This window comes from Neomicrococcus aestuarii (genome assembly GCF_014201135.1).
GTDB lineage: Bacteria > Actinomycetota > Actinomycetes > Actinomycetales > Micrococcaceae > Neomicrococcus > Neomicrococcus aestuarii.
Map to the genome: position 1 here is coordinate 2,809,359 of NZ_JACHDR010000001.1, position 20,269 is coordinate 2,829,627.

Annotated in this window: 21 protein-coding genes; 17 read left to right on the forward strand and 4 right to left on the reverse strand. The window is 59.0% G+C overall.

Annotated features, from left to right (window positions below; genetic code table 11):
- Positions 1 to 22 precede the first annotated feature (22 nt).
- From HD598_RS12855 to HD598_RS12870, 4 genes are read left to right on the forward strand one after another with little or no spacing between them, the layout of a single operon-like run.
- Positions 23 to 907, forward strand: coding sequence for a F0F1 ATP synthase subunit gamma (locus HD598_RS12855; RefSeq protein WP_071893344.1), 885 nt, complete (start codon positions 23 to 25; stop codon positions 905 to 907).
- 57 nt (positions 908 to 964) lie between these two features.
- Complete coding sequence (gene atpD, locus HD598_RS12860; RefSeq protein WP_071893345.1) at positions 965 to 2,425, forward strand: F0F1 ATP synthase subunit beta; 1,461 nt, start codon at positions 965 to 967, stop codon at positions 2,423 to 2,425.
- Position 2,426: 1 nt separating this feature from the next.
- Positions 2,427 to 2,696, forward strand: a complete 270-nt coding sequence (locus tag HD598_RS12865) for a F0F1 ATP synthase subunit epsilon (RefSeq protein ID WP_071893346.1) — start codon at positions 2,427 to 2,429, stop codon at positions 2,694 to 2,696.
- Positions 2,697 to 2,717: 21 nt separating this feature from the next.
- Entirely contained in the window at positions 2,718 to 3,149 is a 432-nt protein-coding gene (locus HD598_RS12870; RefSeq protein ID WP_183666384.1) for a DUF2550 domain-containing protein, read from the forward strand.
- 13 nt (positions 3,150 to 3,162) lie between these two features.
- Here HD598_RS12870 and HD598_RS12875 read toward each other — a convergent pair whose 3' ends face one another.
- On the reverse strand, positions 3,163 to 4,407 hold the full coding sequence (locus tag HD598_RS12875; protein WP_183666386.1) for an N-acetylglucosamine-6-phosphate deacetylase: 1,245 nt from the start codon (positions 4,405 to 4,407) through the stop codon (positions 3,163 to 3,165).
- A 35-nt stretch (positions 4,408 to 4,442) separates the two neighbouring features.
- Positions 4,443 to 5,138, reverse strand: a complete 696-nt coding sequence (gene nucS / locus HD598_RS12880) for an endonuclease NucS (RefSeq protein WP_071893349.1) — start codon at positions 5,136 to 5,138, stop codon at positions 4,443 to 4,445.
- An 82-nt stretch (positions 5,139 to 5,220) separates the two neighbouring features.
- On the opposite strand from nucS, the gene HD598_RS12885 reads away from it, so the two are divergent.
- Positions 5,221 to 5,586, forward strand: coding sequence for a hypothetical protein (locus HD598_RS12885; RefSeq protein WP_183666388.1), 366 nt, complete (start codon positions 5,221 to 5,223; stop codon positions 5,584 to 5,586).
- 17 nt (positions 5,587 to 5,603) lie between these two features.
- Here the strand turns inward: HD598_RS12885 and HD598_RS12890 are convergent, their stop codons facing one another.
- On the reverse strand, positions 5,604 to 7,061 hold the full coding sequence (locus HD598_RS12890; RefSeq protein WP_409366192.1) for an AI-2E family transporter: 1,458 nt from the start codon (positions 7,059 to 7,061) through the stop codon (positions 5,604 to 5,606).
- Positions 7,062 to 7,268: 207 nt separating this feature from the next.
- Here HD598_RS12890 and HD598_RS12895 point away from each other — a divergent pair, with 207 nt between their 5' ends.
- The 6 genes from HD598_RS12895 (at position 7,269) to HD598_RS12920 (ending at position 14,697) form a co-directional block, all read left to right on the forward strand.
- Positions 7,269 to 8,915, forward strand: coding sequence for a hypothetical protein (locus HD598_RS12895; RefSeq protein ID WP_183666390.1), 1,647 nt, complete (start codon positions 7,269 to 7,271; stop codon positions 8,913 to 8,915).
- A gap of 42 nt (positions 8,916 to 8,957) precedes the next feature.
- Positions 8,958 to 9,926, forward strand: coding sequence for a tetratricopeptide repeat protein (locus tag HD598_RS12900; protein WP_311539041.1), 969 nt, complete (start codon positions 8,958 to 8,960; stop codon positions 9,924 to 9,926).
- Between the two features lie 231 nt (positions 9,927 to 10,157).
- Positions 10,158 to 10,949 (forward strand): ABC transporter ATP-binding protein, encoded by a 792-nt coding sequence (locus tag HD598_RS12905; RefSeq protein ID WP_260170754.1) that lies wholly within the window; start codon positions 10,158 to 10,160, stop codon positions 10,947 to 10,949.
- On the forward strand, positions 10,931 to 12,499 hold the full coding sequence (locus tag HD598_RS12910) for a transporter (RefSeq protein WP_183666394.1): 1,569 nt from the start codon (positions 10,931 to 10,933) through the stop codon (positions 12,497 to 12,499). Before HD598_RS12905 ends, HD598_RS12910 begins: the two co-directional genes overlap by 19 nt.
- A gap of 51 nt (positions 12,500 to 12,550) precedes the next feature.
- Positions 12,551 to 12,850, forward strand: coding sequence for a DUF3039 domain-containing protein (locus tag HD598_RS12915; RefSeq protein ID WP_183666396.1), 300 nt, complete (start codon positions 12,551 to 12,553; stop codon positions 12,848 to 12,850).
- A gap of 47 nt (positions 12,851 to 12,897) precedes the next feature.
- Positions 12,898 to 14,697 carry a DEAD/DEAH box helicase gene (locus HD598_RS12920; protein WP_183666397.1) on the forward strand — a complete coding sequence of 600 codons (1,800 nt, stop codon included), beginning with the start codon at positions 12,898 to 12,900 and terminating at the stop codon, positions 14,695 to 14,697.
- Between the two features lie 89 nt (positions 14,698 to 14,786).
- Here the strand turns inward: HD598_RS12920 and HD598_RS12925 are convergent, their stop codons facing one another.
- Positions 14,787 to 16,109 carry a nicotinate phosphoribosyltransferase gene (locus tag HD598_RS12925; protein ID WP_183666399.1) on the reverse strand — a complete coding sequence of 441 codons (1,323 nt, stop codon included), beginning with the start codon at positions 16,107 to 16,109 and terminating at the stop codon, positions 14,787 to 14,789.
- A gap of 114 nt (positions 16,110 to 16,223) precedes the next feature.
- Between HD598_RS12925 and clpS the strand changes: the two genes are divergently transcribed.
- The 6 genes from clpS to HD598_RS12955 form a co-directional block, all read left to right on the forward strand.
- A complete protein-coding gene (gene clpS / locus HD598_RS12930; RefSeq protein WP_183666401.1) occupies positions 16,224 to 16,529 on the forward strand; it encodes an ATP-dependent Clp protease adapter ClpS in 306 nt (101 codons plus the stop codon).
- Complete coding sequence (locus HD598_RS12935) at positions 16,529 to 17,107, forward strand: DUF2017 family protein (protein ID WP_183666404.1); 579 nt, start codon at positions 16,529 to 16,531, stop codon at positions 17,105 to 17,107. Before clpS ends, HD598_RS12935 begins: the two co-directional genes overlap by 1 nt.
- 63 nt (positions 17,108 to 17,170) lie before the next feature.
- Positions 17,171 to 18,136 (forward strand): glutamate racemase, encoded by a 966-nt coding sequence (murI, locus tag HD598_RS12940; RefSeq protein WP_183666406.1) that lies wholly within the window; start codon positions 17,171 to 17,173, stop codon positions 18,134 to 18,136.
- On the forward strand, positions 18,133 to 19,017 hold the full coding sequence (locus tag HD598_RS12945) for an MBL fold metallo-hydrolase (RefSeq protein ID WP_084636904.1): 885 nt from the start codon (positions 18,133 to 18,135) through the stop codon (positions 19,015 to 19,017). The genes murI and HD598_RS12945 overlap by 4 nt, the downstream gene beginning before the upstream one ends.
- 10 nt (positions 19,018 to 19,027) lie before the next feature.
- Positions 19,028 to 19,792 (forward strand): ribonuclease PH, encoded by a 765-nt coding sequence (gene rph / locus HD598_RS12950; RefSeq protein WP_071893358.1) that lies wholly within the window; start codon positions 19,028 to 19,030, stop codon positions 19,790 to 19,792.
- Positions 19,785 to 20,269, forward strand: a 485-nt coding sequence (locus HD598_RS12955; protein ID WP_183666408.1) for a non-canonical purine NTP pyrophosphatase, incomplete at its 3' end; no start/stop codon positions are given. The genes rph and HD598_RS12955, both read left to right, overlap by 8 nt.

Here is a 20,269-nt window from a genome sequence, read left to right on the forward strand (position 1 = left end):
TTGGAAAACGGAAAGGATCACTATGGGAGCCCAGATTCGGGTCTACCGTCAGAAGATCACTGCCACTTCGGCGATGCGAAAGATCTTCAAGGCGATGGAGCTGATCGCTACTTCCCGTATTGGAAAGGCTCGTGGCCGCGTTGCCTCGTCATTGCCTTACTCCAATGCGATCACGCGCGCTGTGTCGGCTGTTGCCTCGCAACACGAGATTGATCACCCGTTGACGCGCGAGCACACCGATGCTCGTCGTTCGGCTGTCTTGGTCATGACCTCCGACCGCGGTTTGGCTGGTTCTTACTCGGCAAGCGTTTTGAAGCAGGCCGAGTCGCTGATCACCAAGCTACGCGACGAAAACAAGGAAGTTGTCACGTACATTCTTGGCCGTAAGGGCCAGGCGTACTTCGACTTCCGTAACCGCGAGTACAAGCAGGTGTGGACGGGTAACACCGACGCCCCAGTCTTCGAAGTAGCACGAGAGATCGGCAATGTTCTTGTCGATTCCTTCAATGCAGCTTACGAAGACGGTGGAGTCGACGAAATCCACCTTGTATTCACTCAGTTCAAGTCGATGGTGACCCAGGAGCCTACGGTTGTCCGTTTGCTTCCTTTGGAAGTCGTCGAGCAAGAAGTAACGAATCAAGAAGAGCTTCTTCCGCTGTATGAGTTTGAGCCAGAACCGGCACAGGTTCTTGACGCTCTCTTGCCGCGTTACATCGAATCCCGCATCTTCACGGCCATGCTTCAGGCAGCAGCTTCCGAGCTCGCAGCCCGTCAGCGCGCTATGAAGTCCGCCGGTGATAACGCTAGCGAGCTGATCAAGAAGTACACGCGACTGCGTAATAACGCCCGCCAGGCTGAAATTACTCAGGAACTGACGGAAATCGTGGCCGGCGCGGACGCGCTCTGACACATCGTCAACTAAATAAACGTATCCACGCCATCTGAATCAAATGAAGTGAGAGAGATGACTGCCCAACTTAATGAGCAGGGAACCGCACAGTCGGGCGCCGGTGCAACCGGTCGCATCGCTCGTGTTATCGGCCCCGTCGTCGACGTCGAGTTCCCAGCAGACGCCCTTCCCGGTATGTACAACGCTTTGACCGCTGAGATTACTCTCAACGGCCAGACCCGCGTGATCACTTTCGAGACCTCCCAGCACTTGGGCGACTCGATGGTTCGCGCTATTTCCCTCCAGGCCACCGACGGCTTGGTCCGTGGTGCAGCTGTTACCGACACCGGAGCTCCTATCTCCGTTCCTGTCGGTGACGTTGTCAAGGGACACATCTTCAACGTGTTGGGTGAGCCACTCGACGTTGAAGCTTCGGAACTTGAAATCAACGAGCGCTGGCCAATCCACCGCAAGGCTCCTGCCTTCGCATCCCTCGAAGGATCCACCGAGATCCTCGAGACCGGCATCAAGGTGATCGACCTTCTCACCCCTTACATCAAGGGTGGAAAGATCGGCCTCTTCGGTGGCGCTGGTGTTGGTAAAACCGTGTTGATCCAGGAAATGATCACCCGTGTTGCTCGTAACTTCGGTGGAACCTCCGTGTTCGCCGGTGTTGGTGAGCGTACGCGTGAAGGTAACGACCTCTGGGTTGAAATGGAAGAGGCGGGCGTTCTCAAGGACACCGCTCTTGTATTCGGCCAGATGGATGAGCCACCAGGAACGCGTCTTCGCGTGGCGCTGACGGGTCTGACCATGGCGGAGTACTTCCGCGATGTGCAGAACCAAGACGTGTTGTTGTTCATTGACAACATCTTCCGCTTCACGCAGGCAGGTTCTGAAGTGTCTACGCTTCTTGGCCGTATGCCTTCCGCCGTGGGTTACCAGCCAAACCTTGCTGACGAGATGGGTCTCCTTCAGGAGCGCATCACGTCCACCAAGGGCCACTCGATCACGTCTATGCAGGCAATTTACGTTCCTGCTGATGACTACACCGACCCGGCACCGGCTACGACCTTTGCCCACTTGGATGCAACCACGGAACTTTCCCGTGAAATTGCTTCCCGTGGCCTGTACCCGGCAGTGGATCCGCTGACCTCGACGTCGCGTATCCTCGACCCGCAGTACATTGGTCAGGATCACTACGACACCGCTATCCGCGTGAAGCAGATCTTGCAGAAGAACAAGGAACTTCAGGACATCATCGCCATCCTTGGTGTTGACGAACTTTCTGAAGAAGACAAGATCGTTGTTTCCCGCGCTCGTCGTATCCAGCAGTTCCTTTCCCAGAACACCTACACTGCAAAGCAGTTCACGGGTGTCGAGGGTTCGACGGTTTCCATCAAGGACACCATCGAAGGCTTCAAGGCCATTGCTGATGGCGATCTCGACCACGTTGCAGAACAGGCGTTCTTCAACATCGGTGGCCTCGAGGACGTAGAGCGTCAGTGGGCTAAGATCCAGGAACAGTCCAAGTAAGATGGCTGAACTTCAGGTAGAAGTAGTCGCAGCGGATCACTTCTTGTGGTCCGGTGCGGCCACCTTGGTCAAAGCTCGTACCTCTGAAGGTGAGATCGGTGTTCTTCCCGGTCACACTCCGGTACTTGCTGTGTTGGCCCCCGGCGAGCTCGAGATCGTGCCCGTCGAGGGGAACCGAATCACGCTAAAGGCTGATGGTGGTTTCTTCTCCGTTGACAGCAATCGAGTTGTCATTGTTGCCGATAATGCAGAAATGCAAGAATCGGCCTAGGTAGAAACTCACATCGCAGCCTTGGGTGATTCAGGAATCGTCTTCGCTGTATTAGCCGGCGCACTGCTATTGGTCTTCCTCTTCTTGGGAGCCATGGCAGTGCGCCGCTTTCAGCTGCGAAGAGAACTAGGAACATTTGACGCGTCACTTTCCACGCGTCCTGGTCATTGGACCATGGGCATTTGCCGCTATCAGGAGGACTCGCTCGAGTTCTTGCGCTTGTTCTCCGTCTCGTGGGTGCCCGCGAAAACTTACGTGCGTAGCGATCTCACCATTCTTGGATGGCGCGAGCCTGAAGAATTTGAGCGCGCACGGCTGTTGCCTGGCTCTGTAATGGTCCAATTGCAGTGCCGTGGGGAAGACTTTAACGTCGCCATGAAGTACGGCGCCTACAACGGCCTCTCCGCATGGATTGAGGCTGGCCCAGCCGTGGGCGTGGGTATCTGGCGCTAATCGCGCCAGCCTTCTAGCGGAGTTTTTCTCCCGCACGGATCACTTCGGTGGGTTCGAAATTTTGATCAACCACCACAAGATCCGCCCGGAAACCTCGGTGAATTAGACCGAGCTCGTCCTCGAGACCCAAGACTCCCGCAGGAATCTTGGTCATCGCGTCAAGTACCCGGGAAAGTTCTACGCCATTCTTCGTGGTTTCTCGAAGTGCGTCTAGCAGCGTCATGGTGCCGCCAGCCAAATGCAGCTCTCCATCCACCATCAGCTCCGCAGTGAAATCACCGCTAGCTTGACGAGTCACGTTCACTTCAGAGGCACCCAACGCGTACTTACCCTCGGGCGCTTGTGTCCCGGCCATGGAGTCGGAGACGATAACGATGTTGGAAGACTGAACAATGCGGAACACAAAGTTCAAAACCTCGTAGTCCACGTGGTGGCCGTCAGCTATCAGTTCGAGAACCGCTCCACGAAGAGACGCCGCCTTGAGCGCTGCTCCTACGGCGCCGGGCTCGCGGTGGTGGAAGACGGGCATGGCATTGAAAAGATGCGTGATGAGCGGGACTTCGGTATAGCCGCTGAAGCCGGCGCTCTCGAGTTGCTCTCGTGCTTCTGCTAGCGCGGCGGTCATTTGTTGGGCCGAAGCGTTAGTGTGTCCGAAAGCTGGCAGGACTCCGTGGCTGGCCAGCAGTTCAACAAGTTCGGACGTCCGTGGAAGTTCTGGCGCCAGCGTCATGCAGCGCACGCGGCCTTCTCCGGCGAGCACCAATTCTTCGGCTAGTTCCAGATCGATATCGAGGATGGCGGAGCCATCCTGGGCGCCGGCCCGATCGGGGGAGAGGAACGGACCCTCGAGGTGAATTCCGGCAGCCAAGTTGTCATGACAAGCTGACGTGCACTGTTCAATAGCCGTCAGAAGATCGGCATGAGGCAAGGTAACCAACGAAATTTGTGCCGTCGTGGTGCCAGCGCGGTGTAGTTCGTGCAGACCGCGGGCAACGTCGTCAGCGGATGCGGTGGAGAAATCAACGCCTGCGATGCCGTGAACATGCAGGTCAACCAGCCCTGGGATCACCATGTGTCCCGCTGGTAGGGCAGTCTCTACAGCCGATTCGTCATTGCGAAATTCCGCAAAGGGCCCGGCATACACAATGCGATCGCCTTGGTAGGACACAGCGGCGTCCTCCACCACGGTGCCGTCCACATAGGCCTTACCGCGAAAGTAGCGAGCGTCGTTGCTGTTGGTCTGCGCGTCGGCGTACATAGTCCCATCTTAGGGGTGCCGCACCCGCGTAAGGGTTAGAACAAACGCCCGGCGACGTCGTCGTACCCGCGTAGTGCGTCATAATCGAGAGTCACGCACGTGATTCCGCGATCTTCAGCAAGCGTTCGAGCCTGCGGTTTGATGGTCTGAGCCGCAAAAATACCGCGCACCGGCGCCAACAGCGGATCGCGATTCATGAGCTCAAGGTAGCGTGTCAGTTGCTCCACGCCATCGATGTTGCCGTGGCGCTTGAGCTCGACAGCAACCGAGGCCCCCTTCGCATCGCGTGCCAAAATATCCACCGGCCCAATGGCGGTCATGTATTCGCGGCGCACCAGCTTGAAGCCGGCGCCGAGAACCTCGATCTGCTCGGCGAGCAAGCGCTGTAGGTCCGCCTCCACGCCGTCCTTGATGAGCCCGGGATCCACACCCAGATCGTGCGTGAGATCTTGATGAATCGCATGAATGTTGATGATGAGACGGTCATCGCTCTTGGCATGCTGCACGGTCCATACCTGTACGACGCCGCTGGCTTGCGTTTCCTCGTCGGGCTCACTTTCGCGGAAGGTCGCTGGGGGAGACATCCAGTTCAGCGGCTTGTAGGAGCCGCCGTCGGAGTGCACCAAAACAGAGCCATCGGCTTTGAGCACGAGCAATCGTGTAGCTAGCGGGAGGTGCGCGCGCAAGCGGCCCTCGTAGTCAACGGAACAATCAGCAATCACTAAACGCACCCCGATAGCTTACGGTAGCGCGGCCGTAATCGTTGCGCGCCGTGATGCCGGGGGACCCTCACTCATGGGAGAGAATAGACGCGTGCCACGTTCTAACCGCCCCCGCCGCTCTGCAGCCCGCCGTGGCTCCGGTCAGGGTAGCGGCTTCCGCGGTAAGGACTTCGGAGGCGGAGACCCACGGGACATCAGCGAACGGCGCGAATCCCCGCTCTTTACCGGAAACTACCGAGTGGAGTCCGCGAAGGACGGCGAATGGCACGTGGTGGATATTCCAGGATTCCGCGCTATGAAGACTTACATTTGCCCGGGCTGCCGTCGTGACATCACGCCAGGCACTCCGCACAAAGTGGCATGGCGGAGCGATCACTGGAGTGGAGAAGAGAAGTCCGCTGCCGAGCGCCGCCACTGGCACGTCAAGTGCTGGAGCGCCCGCGGGACGCTCTTCTAGGGCTAGACTGCCTGAGCTTAGAGCTGATCCTGCCGAGCGATAAACACTTCGCGAACCAAGAGCAGTACGGCGGCGGCCAAAGGGATGGCCATCAGCGCGCCGGCGATCCCCATGAGCGCACCGCCTGCGATCACGGCAATCACAGCAACGGCACCGGGTACAGCAACTGCACGCTGCATGATGCGCGGCGAAATAAAGTAGGCCTCGAACTGCAGGTAGGCGAAGTAGCAGATGGCGTAAATGACGGCTGTTTGCCAGCTCACCGTCAGGGCGATGAGCGAGACGATGATGCCCGCAATCACTGCGCCCACTAGCGGGATGAACGCCAGGATAATGACGACGAACGCCAACAGCAGGGCGTAGGGGACACCGACAATGCTCATGACAATGAAGGCGTACACGGCGTTGATGGTGGCAACAATGGCCTGTCCCATCACGTAGTTACCCACGGAATTGGTGATCTGTTCGGAGAGCATCTGGACGCGCGGGCGACGTGAGCGAGGAGCCAAGCGGTAAGCCCACGCTTTGATGGCCGGCAACGATGACAAGAAGTAAATAGCCAGTACCAAGACGGTTAGGACGCCGAAGAAGCCGTTGAACACCATGCCGCCGACGCCAATGACGCCGCCAAAGAGTCCTCCCACCGCTGCACTGTCAGCGAAGAACTTGTTGACCTCATCCGTGATGCGCGTGGAGACGTGGAACTGCTCGTCGATGGTCAAGAAGAAGTCGGACTTCAAGAAGTCAGCCACAATGGTGGGCGCATTCTCAACAAACTGAGTGGTCTGTTGAATGATGGTCGGGATCAGGGTGCCCATGATGCCGCCGACCACCACTACCAAGAGCAACATGGCGGCAAGGACGCCGACCGCTCGCGGCATCTTGCGCGACTCGAACCAGCGCACAATCGGGTCCAGCCCCAATGCAATGAAGAGGGCAACCGCAATCCACATCACCAGCTGGCCAACGTTGGTGAGCATGAAGTACAAGCCCAAGGCGATGCCCACGCCGACCGTCAGTAAGAATCCGGTCTGGATGGGGTGGCGTGGAGTAGCAGCAGAATCGCTCACGCTTGCGCTCTCGCCAAGCTGCGCGGAGGGCTCCGGCGGAACGTCGTACTTAAGACGGTGCGGGCGAGCACCAATCGCATCCGAGATCCGGCCAAAGATACTTCGCTTCTTCGCTGGTTGATCCGTGGCCTGCGCAGATGTCCCGGCCGCGGGCACCACGGGAATCGATGCTGTTACCGGTTTGACCTGCGGCTGCGGTCCAATGACATCTTCAAGAGTGGCCGCCGAAGACGCGGCAACCTCTTGTGGAGTCTGGGGATGAGAGGCTGCTGAAACAGGCGCACCATGCTGGCCGGTAGGCCGCTGATTCCCTCCGCGTGCGGGGGAGGGAGTGACCTGATCAAGGGGGGAATCTGACTCGTCGTCGAATTCGGAACCTTGCGATGGCGGCGAGGGGTATTTCACAGGTTGAGCCTACCTACAGGTGGGGACATTTTCCTGTTAACTCTGACACAGTGCGGAACACAAAGTGAGATCCGTTCGTTATGATGGGTCGACTAGCAGTCTTTTTCTGCGACGGCCTTCGTGCGCCGTTGTTCAAGACAATGTTCCCTTCCGATTGGTGTTTTTGTGCGTTACGTAGCTGCAGTGTTGGCCTTGATCTTGGGAGGAGTGGCACTCTTTGTTGGCATCGCCCAGCAAACCATGTGGGCGCCCTCTCAGACGGCGACAGCCACGATCACCCAGTCGCTAGATGATGCGCCTGTCACGTTGATCCGTCCCGATGTCCAAGCAATCAGCAAGGAGCCCGTCGAGTTCACGATTACGTCCGAGACTCCGTTTGTTGCGGCTTTGGGTCGCACCGGAGACGTGAACGCGTGGGTGAAGGGTTCTGCTTACAACGAGCTCACCGGCATCGAGGAAACTGAAGATTCCAAGGTGGTTACTGCTGTCCAGCACGACGGCGCAGCTTCCATCCCAGCGCCGGCTTCGTCCGATCTCTGGGTTGCGCAGCAAGAATCCCAGGGCCAGATGGTTCACCAGTGGACCGTTCCCGACGATGGCCCGTGGACCCTTGTGTTGGCCTCCAAGGATGGCAAGGGAAATGCTCCGGTTTCCATCGAAGTGTCATGGGCAGATCCACAGGACACCCCATGGTCTATCCCGCTGATCGTGATTGGCTCCATTCTGTTGCTTTTGGGCCTCGGTCTGCTGGGCTGGGCTATTTCTAAGGCTCGTGCGGCTACTTCCGGCGCCGGAAGCTCGAAGAGCGTTCTGAAGCGTACCTCCGCGACTGTAGCTGCGTCGTCGTCCGCGACCGTTGCCATCCTTGCCCTCGCCGTGACTAGCGCACTACCGGCAAACGCCAGCAGCGCTGCACCTTCCTCTTCTGAAGGCTCCGCAAGCGCCTCCGAAACCACGGAGAAGTACCCGGTAGTTTTGCCGGAGCAGCTGGACACGATTCTCGGAAAGATCGCCACCACGGTGAACGCCGCAGATAAGTCCGGCAAGATCGACGCCGCGAAGTCTCGCTTGGATGAAGCGGCGCTGTCCTTGCGCACGTACTCCTACAAGCTGAGCAAGGATGACTACGAGTTCCAGAAGCCGTCCGCCATTGTGGCCGGACCGGTGCGTTCCTCCGTGGTGACCACGGACGGCACGTTCCCACGCCGCATCATGGTGGCAACTCAGAAGAGCTCCGCTGATCTTCCGCAGATCCTGACTATCGAGCAGAAGACCGCGCGCTCGAACTACAAGCTCATCAACGCTGTGGACATGCTTCCTGGCGCCGAGTTCCCAGGTGTGGCAATTGGCGACACGTCCGTTGGTGAGATCGCCGATGATGCCTCCGGTTTGAAGGCAACCCCGGAATACGCCATCAACGCGCTGTCCAAGTTCCTTGGCGGTGGCTCGGATCCAAAGATCTTCGCCGCCTCTGACTTCATCACGCAGACCCGTGAGGATCAGGCTGAGCTCAAGGAACAGGGCGAGTACGCGCGGTTCTACTTCCGTCGCCTCACCAACCCTGAGCGCACCGTCTCCTTCCGCACGCCGGATGGAGGAGCGCTCGTGACGGCTTACTACCAGAACCAGACCAAGGTGCGCCCGCGCGCCAAGGGCGACAGCATCACGCTGGACGAATCCACCGCACGCATGGCGGGCACCACCACCACGACCGGTGGCGTGGATATCAAGTACGTCGAGCCAGTAGTGATCTACATTCCGCCGGCAGACTCTGAAGAGAAAATCACCCTCGTGGGCGCCAACGTGTTGCAGTACCAGGCAAAGATCGTTGCGCGCGCCGCACCGATCGACTAAGCCCTAGCAACCCATCGTTGAGCATTCAGAACAAGGAGAACTGTGAGCGAATCACCTGTGTCAGCAACACATAACGCAGCACCGGAGCCGCATATTGCGTCCGCTCGGGGCGCCGTGGATTTGTCCGCTGCGGCGCAGACTTCGGCCGGTTCTTCCCAGTACGACGCCGCAGCTTCCGTTCCGCACTCACCTGCGGTTTCGGGGCGCTGGCGTGTTGCTGTGAACGAGGCAAGCTTCCAGCAGGTCCTGCAGCTGTCCAACCAAGTTCCTGTGGTGATTTCCTTCGGGACACCACGGCACCCTGGTTCCGCCGAGCTCGATGCCCTGTTGGCACGTTTGGTGGACGGTTACGAGGGCCGGGTGGTGTTGGCCACCGTTGACGCGGATGCTAATCAGAACATTTTGCAGGCTTTCCGTTTGCAGCAGGTTCCTGCTGTGGTGGCCGTCTTGGGCGGTCGTCCGGTGCCTTTGTTCCAGGGCGCTCCGGCGGAAGCGGAGATCAAGTCTCTTTTGGACGAACTCATGCCGCTCGCTCTGCAGAACGGAATCACCGGCACGGTGCCACCCGTTTCAGCAGAAGAGCCATCTGCTGCACCGAAAAACCCTTTGCACGCTGCAGCCGAAGAAGCCATGGCTTCCGGTGACTACGAGGGCGCTGTCACGCACTACAACAAGGCGCTGGCTGAAAAGCCAAACGACCTTGAAGCGCAGCAAGGCCTCAAGAGCGCTGAACTGTTGCACCGCGTGTCCTCCATGGACGCGAACGCGGTACGTGCTGAAGGGGCGCAGTCACCTGACTCGCTTGATGCTCAGCTGGCGGTTGCTGACCTCGACGTCGCCGGTGGCCACGTGGAAGATGCGTTCCGCCGCATCATCTCCTTCATCGCCACCCACTTCGATGATGAGCGCGAGAGCGCTCGTGAACGCCTCGTGGACTTGTTCACCGTGGTGGGCGCCAGCGATCCGCGCGTGAGCGCTGCACGGCAGAAGCTGGCACGCACGTTGTACTAAGAGTGTGAAACTTTCGCAGAGTCGTTGACTCTCGAAGAATGAAAGCCCCCGGAGGGTGACGCCAACTTCATGGCGCACTCGCCGGGGGCTTTCATCATCCTTTAGGCGTAAATTTGCCCCTTCCACCCTGAGTGTGATCCATCAACGCGAATTCCTCAGTAGGTTTGGAACATGAGCGACGAGCGAGCAAACGAACCACTTCCGGTGGACGCACCCAGGACCGGACCAGCGATGGTGACTGCGCCAGAGGGACACCCTTCTCAGGACGCACCTCCGGCAATCGCTGTGCGAGGCCTCGGCAAGACCTTCGACGGCACCGTGGCCGTCAACGGCGTCAGCTTTGACGTCCCGGTGGGTTCCTTCTTCGGTGTGGTGGGCCCCAACGGTGCCGGTAAGACCACCACGCTCTCCATGGTGACAGGACTGTTGCGCCCGGACGCCGGAAACGTCTGGATCAACGGCGTGGACATGTGGGCGGACTCCCTGCAAGCAAAGAAGCTGTTGGGCGTGCTCGCGGACGGCGTCCGCCTCTTTGACCGTCTCTCCGGCCGGCAGCTGGTCACTTACGCGGGACTGCTACGAGGTATGGACCGTGAGACCGTCGCCGAACGTACCGACGATCTGCTGCGAGCGCTAGACCTTGCAGACGCAGGCGACAAACTGGTGGTGGATTACAGCGCCGGTATGACTAAGAAGATCGCCCTCGCCTCCGCCATGATTCACGCGCCCCGGACTCTCATCCTGGACGAACCTTTTGAAGCTGTAGACCCTGTCTCGGCGGCGAATATTCGCTCGATCCTCCACGACTACGTAACGCATGGCGGCACCGTGGTGGTTTCAAGCCACGTGATGGATCTAGTGCAGCGTATGTGCTCTCACGTCGCCGTGATGGCACGCGGAAATCTGCTTGCACTGGGCACCGTCGACGAGGTGCGCCAAGGTGGCAGCCTCGAGGATCGCTTCGTGGACCTCGTGGGCGGGCGTTCATCCGGGGAGGGCTTGTCGTGGTTGCACACCTCCTAAGCCTGAAATGGAACCTGCTGGTCAATGGTTTCAAACGCAGCACGTGGCAACTGGTGGGATCCATCATTGGCGGTCTCTACGCTCTGTTTTGGGTGGTCTTGCTGGGATTTGGATCCTTCGAGCTAGCTGATGAATCGGTAGAGCTTCGTGGTTCCATCGCTGTCCTGGTGTTCTCCGTGGTGCTCTTGGGTTGGACCTTCATCCCCGTATTGATCACGGGTGTTGATCTCACTATGGATCCGGCGCGCTTCAACACCTTTGTGCTTTCGCGGCGTGACTTGTCAATGGGGCTTCTGCTCAGTGGATTCGTGGGAATTCCCGCTGCTTTGACGCTGCTGGCGTTCCTCAGTCAAACACTTATGTGGCGACCAGAACTTGGCACCATGACGGCTGCCTTGCTGGGCGCGTTGCTTGGCGCATTGATGAGCCAAGTACTGTCGCGCTTAGTAGCTACGGCCGCCCTAGCGGTAACCGCGAACCGGCGCTTCCGGGACATCTCGGCAATTCTCCTGTTCATTCCGCTGATGCTGATTGGCCCAGCGATGGCATCGTTGGCGGATGGCTTTGAGCGTGCCATGGAATGGCTGCCCACTGTTGCTGCCGTGCTTGGCTGGACTCCCTTTGGAATCTTCGCCGCCATCCCTTGGGACGTGGCACAGGGACACCTGTGGATCGCGCTTCTTCGATTGCTGGTAGCGGTGCTCTATGTTGGTCTGGGCTACGCGGTGTGGTCTCGACTATTGATGCGCTCGCTCGAGAATCCCTCTGAATCCAAAGCCAGCGGAAGCATTGAGGGGCTGGGAATTTTTGGCAAGGTTCCGGCTACTCCGTGGGGTGCCGTGTCTGCACGAGCCTTGATCTATTGGCTCAAGGATCCGCGCTATGCCGGCAGCTTGGTGGTCGTTCCGCTGATGCTGGTGCTCGCCTGGATCATGTATAACCAGACCGAGAACCTGCATGTGGTCCTCTGGGTGGCCCCTGTGGTGATGGCACTCATGGGCTTCTCAATCTCCGCCGATGTCAGTTACGACTCCACCGCATTCTCACTGCATGTCCTTTCCGGAATCACCGGACGTGACGACCGCTGGGGACGCGTCGTGGCCTGCGCCGCAGTGAGCGCGCCCTTGTATCTGATTCTGTCGCTAGGCGTTCCTTTCATTCTGGGGGACCTCGCACTCATTCCAGCTCTCTTGGGCATCAATGCCTGTGCACTCATGGCCGGTCTTGGTGTTTCCTCCATTGCATCGGCACGCTATACCTACGCCGTTCCCCTCCCAGGAGAGAGCCCGTTCAAATCACATCCCGGTTCCGGCGTGCGCATGATGGTGACCCAATTGGTGATCATGGTGTCCATGGCGATTCTGACAGCTCCCGCGGTTGCGCTGTTGATTTCATACCTCGTGACAAACAACTCGTTGTGGGCCTGGCTGTTGTTGCCTCTGGGCGTCGGTTTGGGCGTGTTGTACGTGTGGTTGGGCGTGAAGATCGGCGGAAGATGGCTGGATAAGGGCTGGCCAGAGCTCATGCAGGCGACGGTACGGAACCGTTAGCGCTGAGGGTGCTCGGCGTTTCCTTGTCTTCGAATTGCTAGGATTGATCCCATGAGTCTTCCTCCAGATCCCTTTGTAGATGATCCGCAAAACCCCGGCGTGGGTGGGGGAACGGCAACCCTTGAGCGCGAGGAACTCGCTCAAGAGCTGGAACCCGGTGATCGTGAACGCTTCGCGCATTACGTGCGCAAAGAAAAGATTATGGAATCCGCTCTGACCGGTGATCCTGTCATCGCTCTGTGCGGCAAAGTGTGGGTTCCCGGCCGCGATCCCAACAAGTTCCCCGTATGCCCTGAGTGCAAGAGCATCTTCGAATCCTTGAACGGTGGTGGCGGCGACGGCGAAAAATAGTGCCGCTTCGCTGACCCATTCACACACTGCTTTAAGGAGAACTGTTCATGTCTGATGCCCTTTTCACGTTGGGCGAGGACATGCCACCGGCATACCCTGACCGGGCTGCGTGGGGCACCGCGCCTAAGCTGCGTCAGTGGCAGGCGGAAGCCCTGGAGAAGTATTTCCAGATGGCGCCCCAAGATTTCATGGCCGTGGCAACCCCAGGTGCTGGTAAAACCACCTTCGCACTACGCGTCGCCAAGATGCTTGTAGAGCAAGGAACCGTGCGCCGCATTGTGGTGGTAGCCCCCACTGATCACTTGAAACGTCAGTGGGCGGATGCCGCTGCGCGCGTTGGCCTGTCGATTGACCCGAACTTCAAGAACGCGGACATCTCCATTGGTTCCGGCTTCATTGGCATGGCGGTCACCTATGCTCAGGTGGCGTCCAAGCCCATGCTGCACCGCGCCAAGGTGGAATCTGTTCCAAGCCTCGTGATCCTGGACGAAATCCACCACGGCGGCGATGCCCTTAGCTGGGGCGATGGTATTCGAGAGGCTTTCGAGCCTGCGAAGCGTCGACTCGCCCTCACGGGTACCCCGTTCCGTTCTGATACCGCTCCCATTCCTTTTGTGGTCTATGAAGAGGATGCGGACGGCATTCGCCGCTCCAAAGCTGACTACACGTACGGTTACGCGAACGCGCTCAAAGACCACGTGGTCCGCCCAGTGCTGTTCATGGCGTATTCGGGTCGGATGCGGTTCCGCACGTCCGCTGGCGAAGAGATGGAAGCCATCTTGGGCGCTGGGGCCACCAAGGACATCACGCAGCACGCGTGGCGTACCGCCCTTGATCCGTCCGGCGAATGGATCCCGTCCGTTCTTCGAGCTGCAGATCAGCGACTCACCGAGGTGCGCCGCACGGTTCCGGACGCTGGCGGCTTGGTCATTGCAACAGACCACGCGGACGCCAAAGAGTATGCCAAGCAGCTCAAGGCCATCACGGGGGAGAAGGTCTATGTGATCCTCTCCGATGACGCCAAGGCCTCCAATAACATCGAGGAATTCTCGGCTGGAAACAGCCGTTGGATGGTTGCTGTGCGCATGGTGTCCGAAGGCGTCGACGTTCCGCGTCTCGCCGTCGGTGTCTATGCCACCTCCACTTCGACGCCGTTGTTCTTTGCGCAGGCTGTGGGTCGATTCGTGCGTGCACGTAAGCGCGGCGAAGTGGCGTCCGTGTTCTTGCCGTCCGTCCCCGTGTTGCTGGCTCTTGCAAATGAGATGGAAGTCGAGCGCGACCACGCGTTGGATCGGGAGGGCTCCGGGGTCGATGACCTCGCGCACATTCCCGAAGAAGATCTCATGGCCGAGGCCAATCGGGAAGAGAAAGCAAGCTCGGAGCTCAGCGGCGGAAAGTTTGAAGCCGTCCACTCCCAAGCCTCTTTCGACCGAGTGCTCTTTGATGGCGGCGAATTCGGAACTGGCGCTGAAGTTGGTTCCGAAGAAGAGCTGGACTTCTTGGGCATCCCCGGCCTGCTTGAACCTGAACAAGTGTCGATGCTTTTGCGCCAGCGCCAAGCGGAACAGGTCTCGCGTCGTCGTAAGAACGTAGCGGACGGAACCGAGGCGCCTACGCATCACGATGAGCAGTTTGCAGATGTGGTGGATCACCGCAAGTTGCGGGAGCTACGTTCCCAGCTGCAGAAGAACGTGTCTGCATGGTCAGCCCGAACCGGCACTCCACATGGCGTCATTCACTCGCAGCTTCGCTCTGAGTGCGGCGGCCCGGCCGTCGCTCAAGCGAGTGTAGAGCAGTTAGAGCACCGCATTAGCAAGCTACAGAACTGGTTTGTGGGACGTAAGTAAGCAAAGCAAAACGAGCCGGTAGGAACCTTTTCAGGTGACCTACCGGCTCGTTCCGTGTTTTCAGAAGTAGCGCGCGCTAGTGAGCGTGGTTAGTTCGCTGCGTCCTCGTGAAGGTATGTGGTGGGGATGACTGGCTCGCCAGCAGTGAGTCGCTTAGCAGCTCCGGGCAGCTCCGAAACGGAATCGTGGTGACGCTGAGCGGCCCGGCGAACGCCTTCAGCGCCCGTCCAGCCGTCGGTGAGGACGCCGTCCTTGATGAACTGCACCAACAACTCGCGGTCGTTGCCGTCGTTCTCGGGAACTTCACCGATACCGATGACCTCGGCGACCGCACGGCCGCGATCATTGAGACGGCGAAGTGCGAACTTGCGTCCGCCGACGCTCGCTTTGTTTGCAGCCGCCTTGGCCACGTTGACCCATTCGCCGTCATTTCCTTGGCGAGACACGAGCTTGTAGACCATCGACGCGGTCGGCGCCCCGGATCCAGTAACCACGCGAGTACCCACGCCGTAAGCGTCCACAGGAGCGGACTGCAGTGCTGCAATGGCATATTCATCGAGGTCAGAGGTGACCATGATGCGGGTGTCCTTATTGCCCAAATCATCGAGGAGGCGGCGCACCCACTGGGCCTGATCCACCAGGTCGCCGGAGTCCAAACGCACAGCACCCAATTCAGGACCAGCCACTTCAACGGCAGTGCGGACGCCTTGTTCGACGTCGTAAGTATCAACCAAGAGTGTGGTGTTCTTGCCCATCGAAGCCACTTGAGCTTCGAACGCTTCGCGCTCGGAGTCATGCAACAATGTGAAGGAGTGTGCGGCAGTGCCCACAGTCAGGACGTCGTAGCGAATGCCGGCTTCCAAATTGGAAGTGGATGCGAAACCAGCGATGACGGCCGCGCGTGCGGCGGCCACAGCAGACTCTTCCTGAGTGCGTCGCGAACCCATTTCTACGCAGGGGCGACCGTTCGCTGCAGCCGTCATGCGGGACGCGGCTGAGGCCACGGCGGAGTCATAGTTGAGGACTGAAAGGATGAACGTTTCCAAGATGCACGCTTCGGCGAACGTTGATTCCACAATCAGGATGGGTGAACCTGGGAAGTAGATGTCACCTTCGGCGTAACCGTACACATTTCCGGAGAACTTGAAGTTCGCGAGGTACTCGAGCGTCTCTTCGTTAACGACCTTCTTTTCCCGCAGAAATTCAATCTGCTCCGGAAGGAATCGGAAGTTCTGCAAGCCCTCGAGGACACGTCCGGTGCCGGCAACTACGCCGTAGCGGCGACCATCTGGCAAGCGGCGAGCAAATGCTTCAAAGACGCTCTTGCGGTGTGCGGTTCCGGATTTCAGCGATGCTTGAAGCATCGTGAGCTCGTAGTGGTCCGTGAGTAGGGCTGTTGATGGAAGATTCATGCTTTCCTCGTTCGCAAAGTCAGGAGCACAATCGCGCGCGGCGACGTACGTATCTCCTCACACTTTAGCCACAACTGCGGGCTCGGTGACGCATAGCGCGCGTAGAATACCCGTATGGCTTTACCGGACACGATCGTAAGAGAAGACACGGATACCCGCGTCGATGAGCGGGTTCAAGAAGCGACGCCCTACGTCCTCATTGTCTGGAATGACCCGGTCAACCTGATGACCTACGTCAGTTATGTTTTCCAGAGCTACTTCGGCTACAGCAAGTCGAAGGCTAAAAGGCTCATGCTGGAAGTGCACCGCGATGGGAAGTCCGTGGTTGCCACGGGTTCTAAAGAGAAAATTGAGGCAGACACGTTCGCTATGCACGAATTTGGTCTGTGGGCTACGTTCCAGAAAGCAGATGAATCGTAATGGCGCGAGGATTCAAGTCAACGGCCGCAGGAATTGTGGCGGGTTTTGATGCGGGCGAGATTGGCTTGCTTCGCGAGTTACTTGCGGATGTTGCGGAGCTTTTAGAGAACGACGTCGCAGCACCGGAAAGTGCCACCACTAGCGACCCGCTGTGGGCACTGACGGGCATGGTTCCAGAATCCGTGGGTTTGCATGAATCTGAAGACGCCGTCGTTCAGCGGTTGATTCCCACAGTTGCTTCTTCGGATGCTGAAGAGTCTGCGGAGTATCGTCGTCTGACGGAGCAGAGCCTTGTCAGCGCCAAACTGGGGCATTTGAAGTCCTCGATTGAGATTCTCGAGCGCACCCCTTTGGTGATTTCAACGGATGAAGCGGTGGTGCTCTCGAAGTCGTTGAATTCCGCGCGACTCGCTCTGGCGGAGCGGCTGGATATCAAGGATGAGAAAGACGCCGAAAGCATCTACATGATGGTGGATCACTCGGATGCCAGTACTGATCGAGACCAGATGGCTCTTGTCTACAATTTCGTTTCTTGGGTCCAAGAATCGCTCATGAATGCCTTGCTAAAACGTATGTAATACTCACCACCGCCGCGCCAGATTCCGGCTTTTCTCACGGCGGGCGAGTATTCTCGACACATCATGCCTCGACACAACGATCGCTTTACCCAGCTCACGGAGGGTTCTCTGGGGGAACCTTTCGCGCCGCATCCGGACGCGCCTATCGGCATTTTCGATTCCGGAGTCGGCGGTCTCACCGTAGCGCGCGCAGTCCTCGATCAGCTGCCAGCAGAGTCCACCGTATATGTGGGGGATACCAAGAACAGTCCCTACGGACCTTTGCCGATCGCCCAGGTTCGCGCGAACGCGCTCGGCGTCATGGATGAGCTCGTGGCTGCAGGCGTCAAGATTCTGGTCATTGCCTGCAACTCAGCGTCCGCGGCCGTGCTGCGCGATGCGCGCGAGCGGTACACCGGTGGGTACGGGATACCTGTGGTCGAAGTGATTCAGCCAGCAGTGCGCCGCGCTGTCATGGCAACACGCAACGGAAAAATCGGTGTTATCGGCACCGAGGCGACTGTTGGCTCAAGAGCCTACGAGGACGCATTCGCGGCCGCTCCCCACTTGGAGATTGTCTCCGCCGCCGCACCGCGATTCGTCGAGTTCGTCGAGCGCGGCATCACCTCGGGTGACGAACTGATTCAGACGGCCACCGAGTACCTGGCGCCCATCATGGATGCCGGCGTCGACACTCTAGTTTTGGGTTGCACTCACTACCCGCTGTTGACCGGCGTGATCTCCTACGTGGTGGGGGATTCAGTGACGCTGGTGTCCAGTGCCGAGGAAACCGCGAAAGACGTCTTTCGCGAGCTCACTCGACACGGGCTCATGCGGCAAGAGTCGTTGCCGCCAACGCACGACTTCTTGGCCACCGGCGACGCTCAAAGTTTTGAAGTCTTGGCCCGACGCTTCCTTGGCCCAGAGGTGCTTGGCGTTCAGCACGCCGACCACGTTGCGGCTCATTTTCCCACCGGCGTCATGGCAAGAATTACCCCCGAAATGCTCGAAGAAGCTCGCATTAAGAGCCTTGCGAAGGGATCACAGTGAAACTGACCATTATCGGCAGCACGGGTTCGTTTCCCGGTCCCAGCTCTCCAGCGTCGTGTTATCTCGTCAGCGCCCATGACGGACAACGGCCCTGGCGAATCCTCCTAGATCTGGGTAGCGGTTCGCTTGGCGTGTTGCAGCGCTACATGGACCTCAAGGACATCGACGGCGTGTTCTTGTCCCACTTGCACCCGGACCACTGCATGGATCTGTGCGGGTTGCACGTCGCAGTACGTTGGGACCCCATGGGCTGGGGTCGCGATCGCATCAAGGTGTGGGGTCCAGCGGACACCGCAGAACGCATGGCCACCGCGTACGGGATGGATCCCGAACCTGGCATGACCGAAGAATTTGACTTCATTAACTGGGTTCCGCGCCAAGTCGTTGAGCTAGGACCTTTCCGGATTACTGCTTACCCGGTACGTCACCCCACCCCGGAGGCGTACGCCATCCGCGTAGAAGCCACCGAGGATCTCTTTGGCGATGTTCGTACCTCGGTACTGACGTATTCGGGGGACACTGACTCGTGCGAAGGACTCATCGAGGCCGCCGAGGACGCAGACCTGTTCTTGTGCGAAGCTGCCTATGAAGAAGGCCGTGACGACGCCATTCAGGGCATTCACTTGACCGGCAAGCGTGCTGGCGAAGCCGCCACGGAAGCGGGAGTGCGCCGCCTCTTGTTGACGCACATCCCCGTGTGGACAGATACCAATACCGTTATCAACGAGGCGGCTGAAGTCTATGAGGGCGGACTGGCCGCAGCCGTCTCCGGCGTGACCTACGGTGTGCTCTCCGGTGACCGACTGGAACCGCCAAAGACTAGTGCCATGTCACGAATCCCCGCACCGAAAAGCAACACCCGCGCGCTTCCACGCCAGTAGACTGGACATCATGCCCCCAGAGACTTCCTCACCGGCCCCTGCCGTCGTGCGTGCCGATGGCCGCACCCCACAACAGCTTCGACCCATCAGCATCACCCGTGGCTGGTCCAGCCAAGCTGAAGGTAGCGCGCTGATCGAATTCGGAAACACCCGAGTTCTCTGCACCGCTTCCTTTACCGCTGGCGTACCCCGTTGGCTCAAGGGCGAAGGCCGCGGCTGGGTCACCGCCGAATACGCGATGCTCCCACGGGCCACGAATACGCGAAGCGACCGCGAATCCGTCAAGGGAAAGATCGGCGGACGCACCCACGAGATCTCCCGACTGATCGGCCGCTCGTTGCGCTCCATCATTGACACCAAGGCGCTCGGTGAAAACACCATCGTCTTGGACTGCGACGTCCTCCAAGCAGACGGTGGAACCCGCACCGCCGCTATCACCGGTGCCTACGTAGCGCTCGTTGATTCGATTCGCTGGGCCAAGGCCAACAAGATCATCGACCACCGCGCCAAGGTTCTTACGGACTCTGTTGCAGCGGTGAGCGTTGGCATCATCGACGGTATCCCCATGCTGGATCTTCCCTACATCGAGGACGTCCGTGCCGAAACGGACATGAACGTCGTCGTCACCGGCTCTGGCACTTTCGTAGAAGTTCAGGGCACCGCCGAGGGCGCCCCTTTTGACCGTGACGAGCTCAACCGCTTGTTGGATCTAGCCGTCTCGGGAACCGCAGAACTGGCCCAGATCCAGCGCGAAACCCTTGGCAACGATGACTGAAACCAGCCCGCAGAAGCCGAGCTTCGGCGTCGTCCTGGCTACCCACAATCAAGGCAAGCTGCGCGAATTCCGTCAGCTCCTCACTGCTGCGATGCCGGACTTTGACGCAACCGCGCACGTCTTTGACGCCGCCTCAGTGGGAGCGCCGGACGTGAAAGAAACCGGTGTAACCTTCGCGCAGAACGCCATCCTCAAGGCAGAAGCGGTAGCCAAAGCCACGGGTCTTCCGTCGGTTTCTGATGATTCCGGACTTGCCGTCGACGTCCTCAATGGCGCCCCAGGAATCTTCAGTGCACGGTGGAGTGGCGCTCACGGCGATGACACCGCCAACCTCAACCTCTTGCTGAATCAGCTCGCCGATATCGACGAACAACACCGCGGCGCAAAGTTCGTTTGCGCTGCCGCGCTCGCAGTTCCCGGTCAGGAAACAGTGGTAACTTTCGGGGAGCTCAACGGCACGCTGTTGACCGCTCCTCG

Coding starts and splice junctions, on each gene's coding strand:
- HD598_RS12855 (WP_071893344.1), top strand. CDS start 23: ATGGGAGCCCAGATTCGGGTCTACCGTCAGAAGATCACTGCCACTTCG.
- HD598_RS12920 (WP_183666397.1), top strand. CDS start 12,898: ATGTCTGATGCCCTTTTCACGTTGGGCGAGGACATGCCACCGGCATAC.
- HD598_RS12865 (WP_071893346.1), top strand. CDS start 2,427: ATGGCTGAACTTCAGGTAGAAGTAGTCGCAGCGGATCACTTCTTGTGG.
- rph (WP_071893358.1), top strand. CDS start 19,028: ATGCCCCCAGAGACTTCCTCACCGGCCCCTGCCGTCGTGCGTGCCGAT.
- HD598_RS12915 (WP_183666396.1), top strand. CDS start 12,551: ATGAGTCTTCCTCCAGATCCCTTTGTAGATGATCCGCAAAACCCCGGC.
- HD598_RS12925 (WP_183666399.1), bottom strand. CDS start 16,109: ATGAATCTTCCATCAACAGCCCTACTCACGGACCACTACGAGCTCACG.
- HD598_RS12905 (WP_260170754.1), top strand. CDS start 10,158: ATGGTGACTGCGCCAGAGGGACACCCTTCTCAGGACGCACCTCCGGCA.
- atpD (WP_071893345.1), top strand. CDS start 965: ATGACTGCCCAACTTAATGAGCAGGGAACCGCACAGTCGGGCGCCGGT.
- murI (WP_183666406.1), top strand. CDS start 17,171: ATGCCTCGACACAACGATCGCTTTACCCAGCTCACGGAGGGTTCTCTG.
- clpS (WP_183666401.1), top strand. CDS start 16,224: ATGGCTTTACCGGACACGATCGTAAGAGAAGACACGGATACCCGCGTC.
- HD598_RS12935 (WP_183666404.1), top strand. CDS start 16,529: ATGGCGCGAGGATTCAAGTCAACGGCCGCAGGAATTGTGGCGGGTTTT.
- HD598_RS12875 (WP_183666386.1), bottom strand. CDS start 4,407: ATGTACGCCGACGCGCAGACCAACAGCAACGACGCTCGCTACTTTCGC.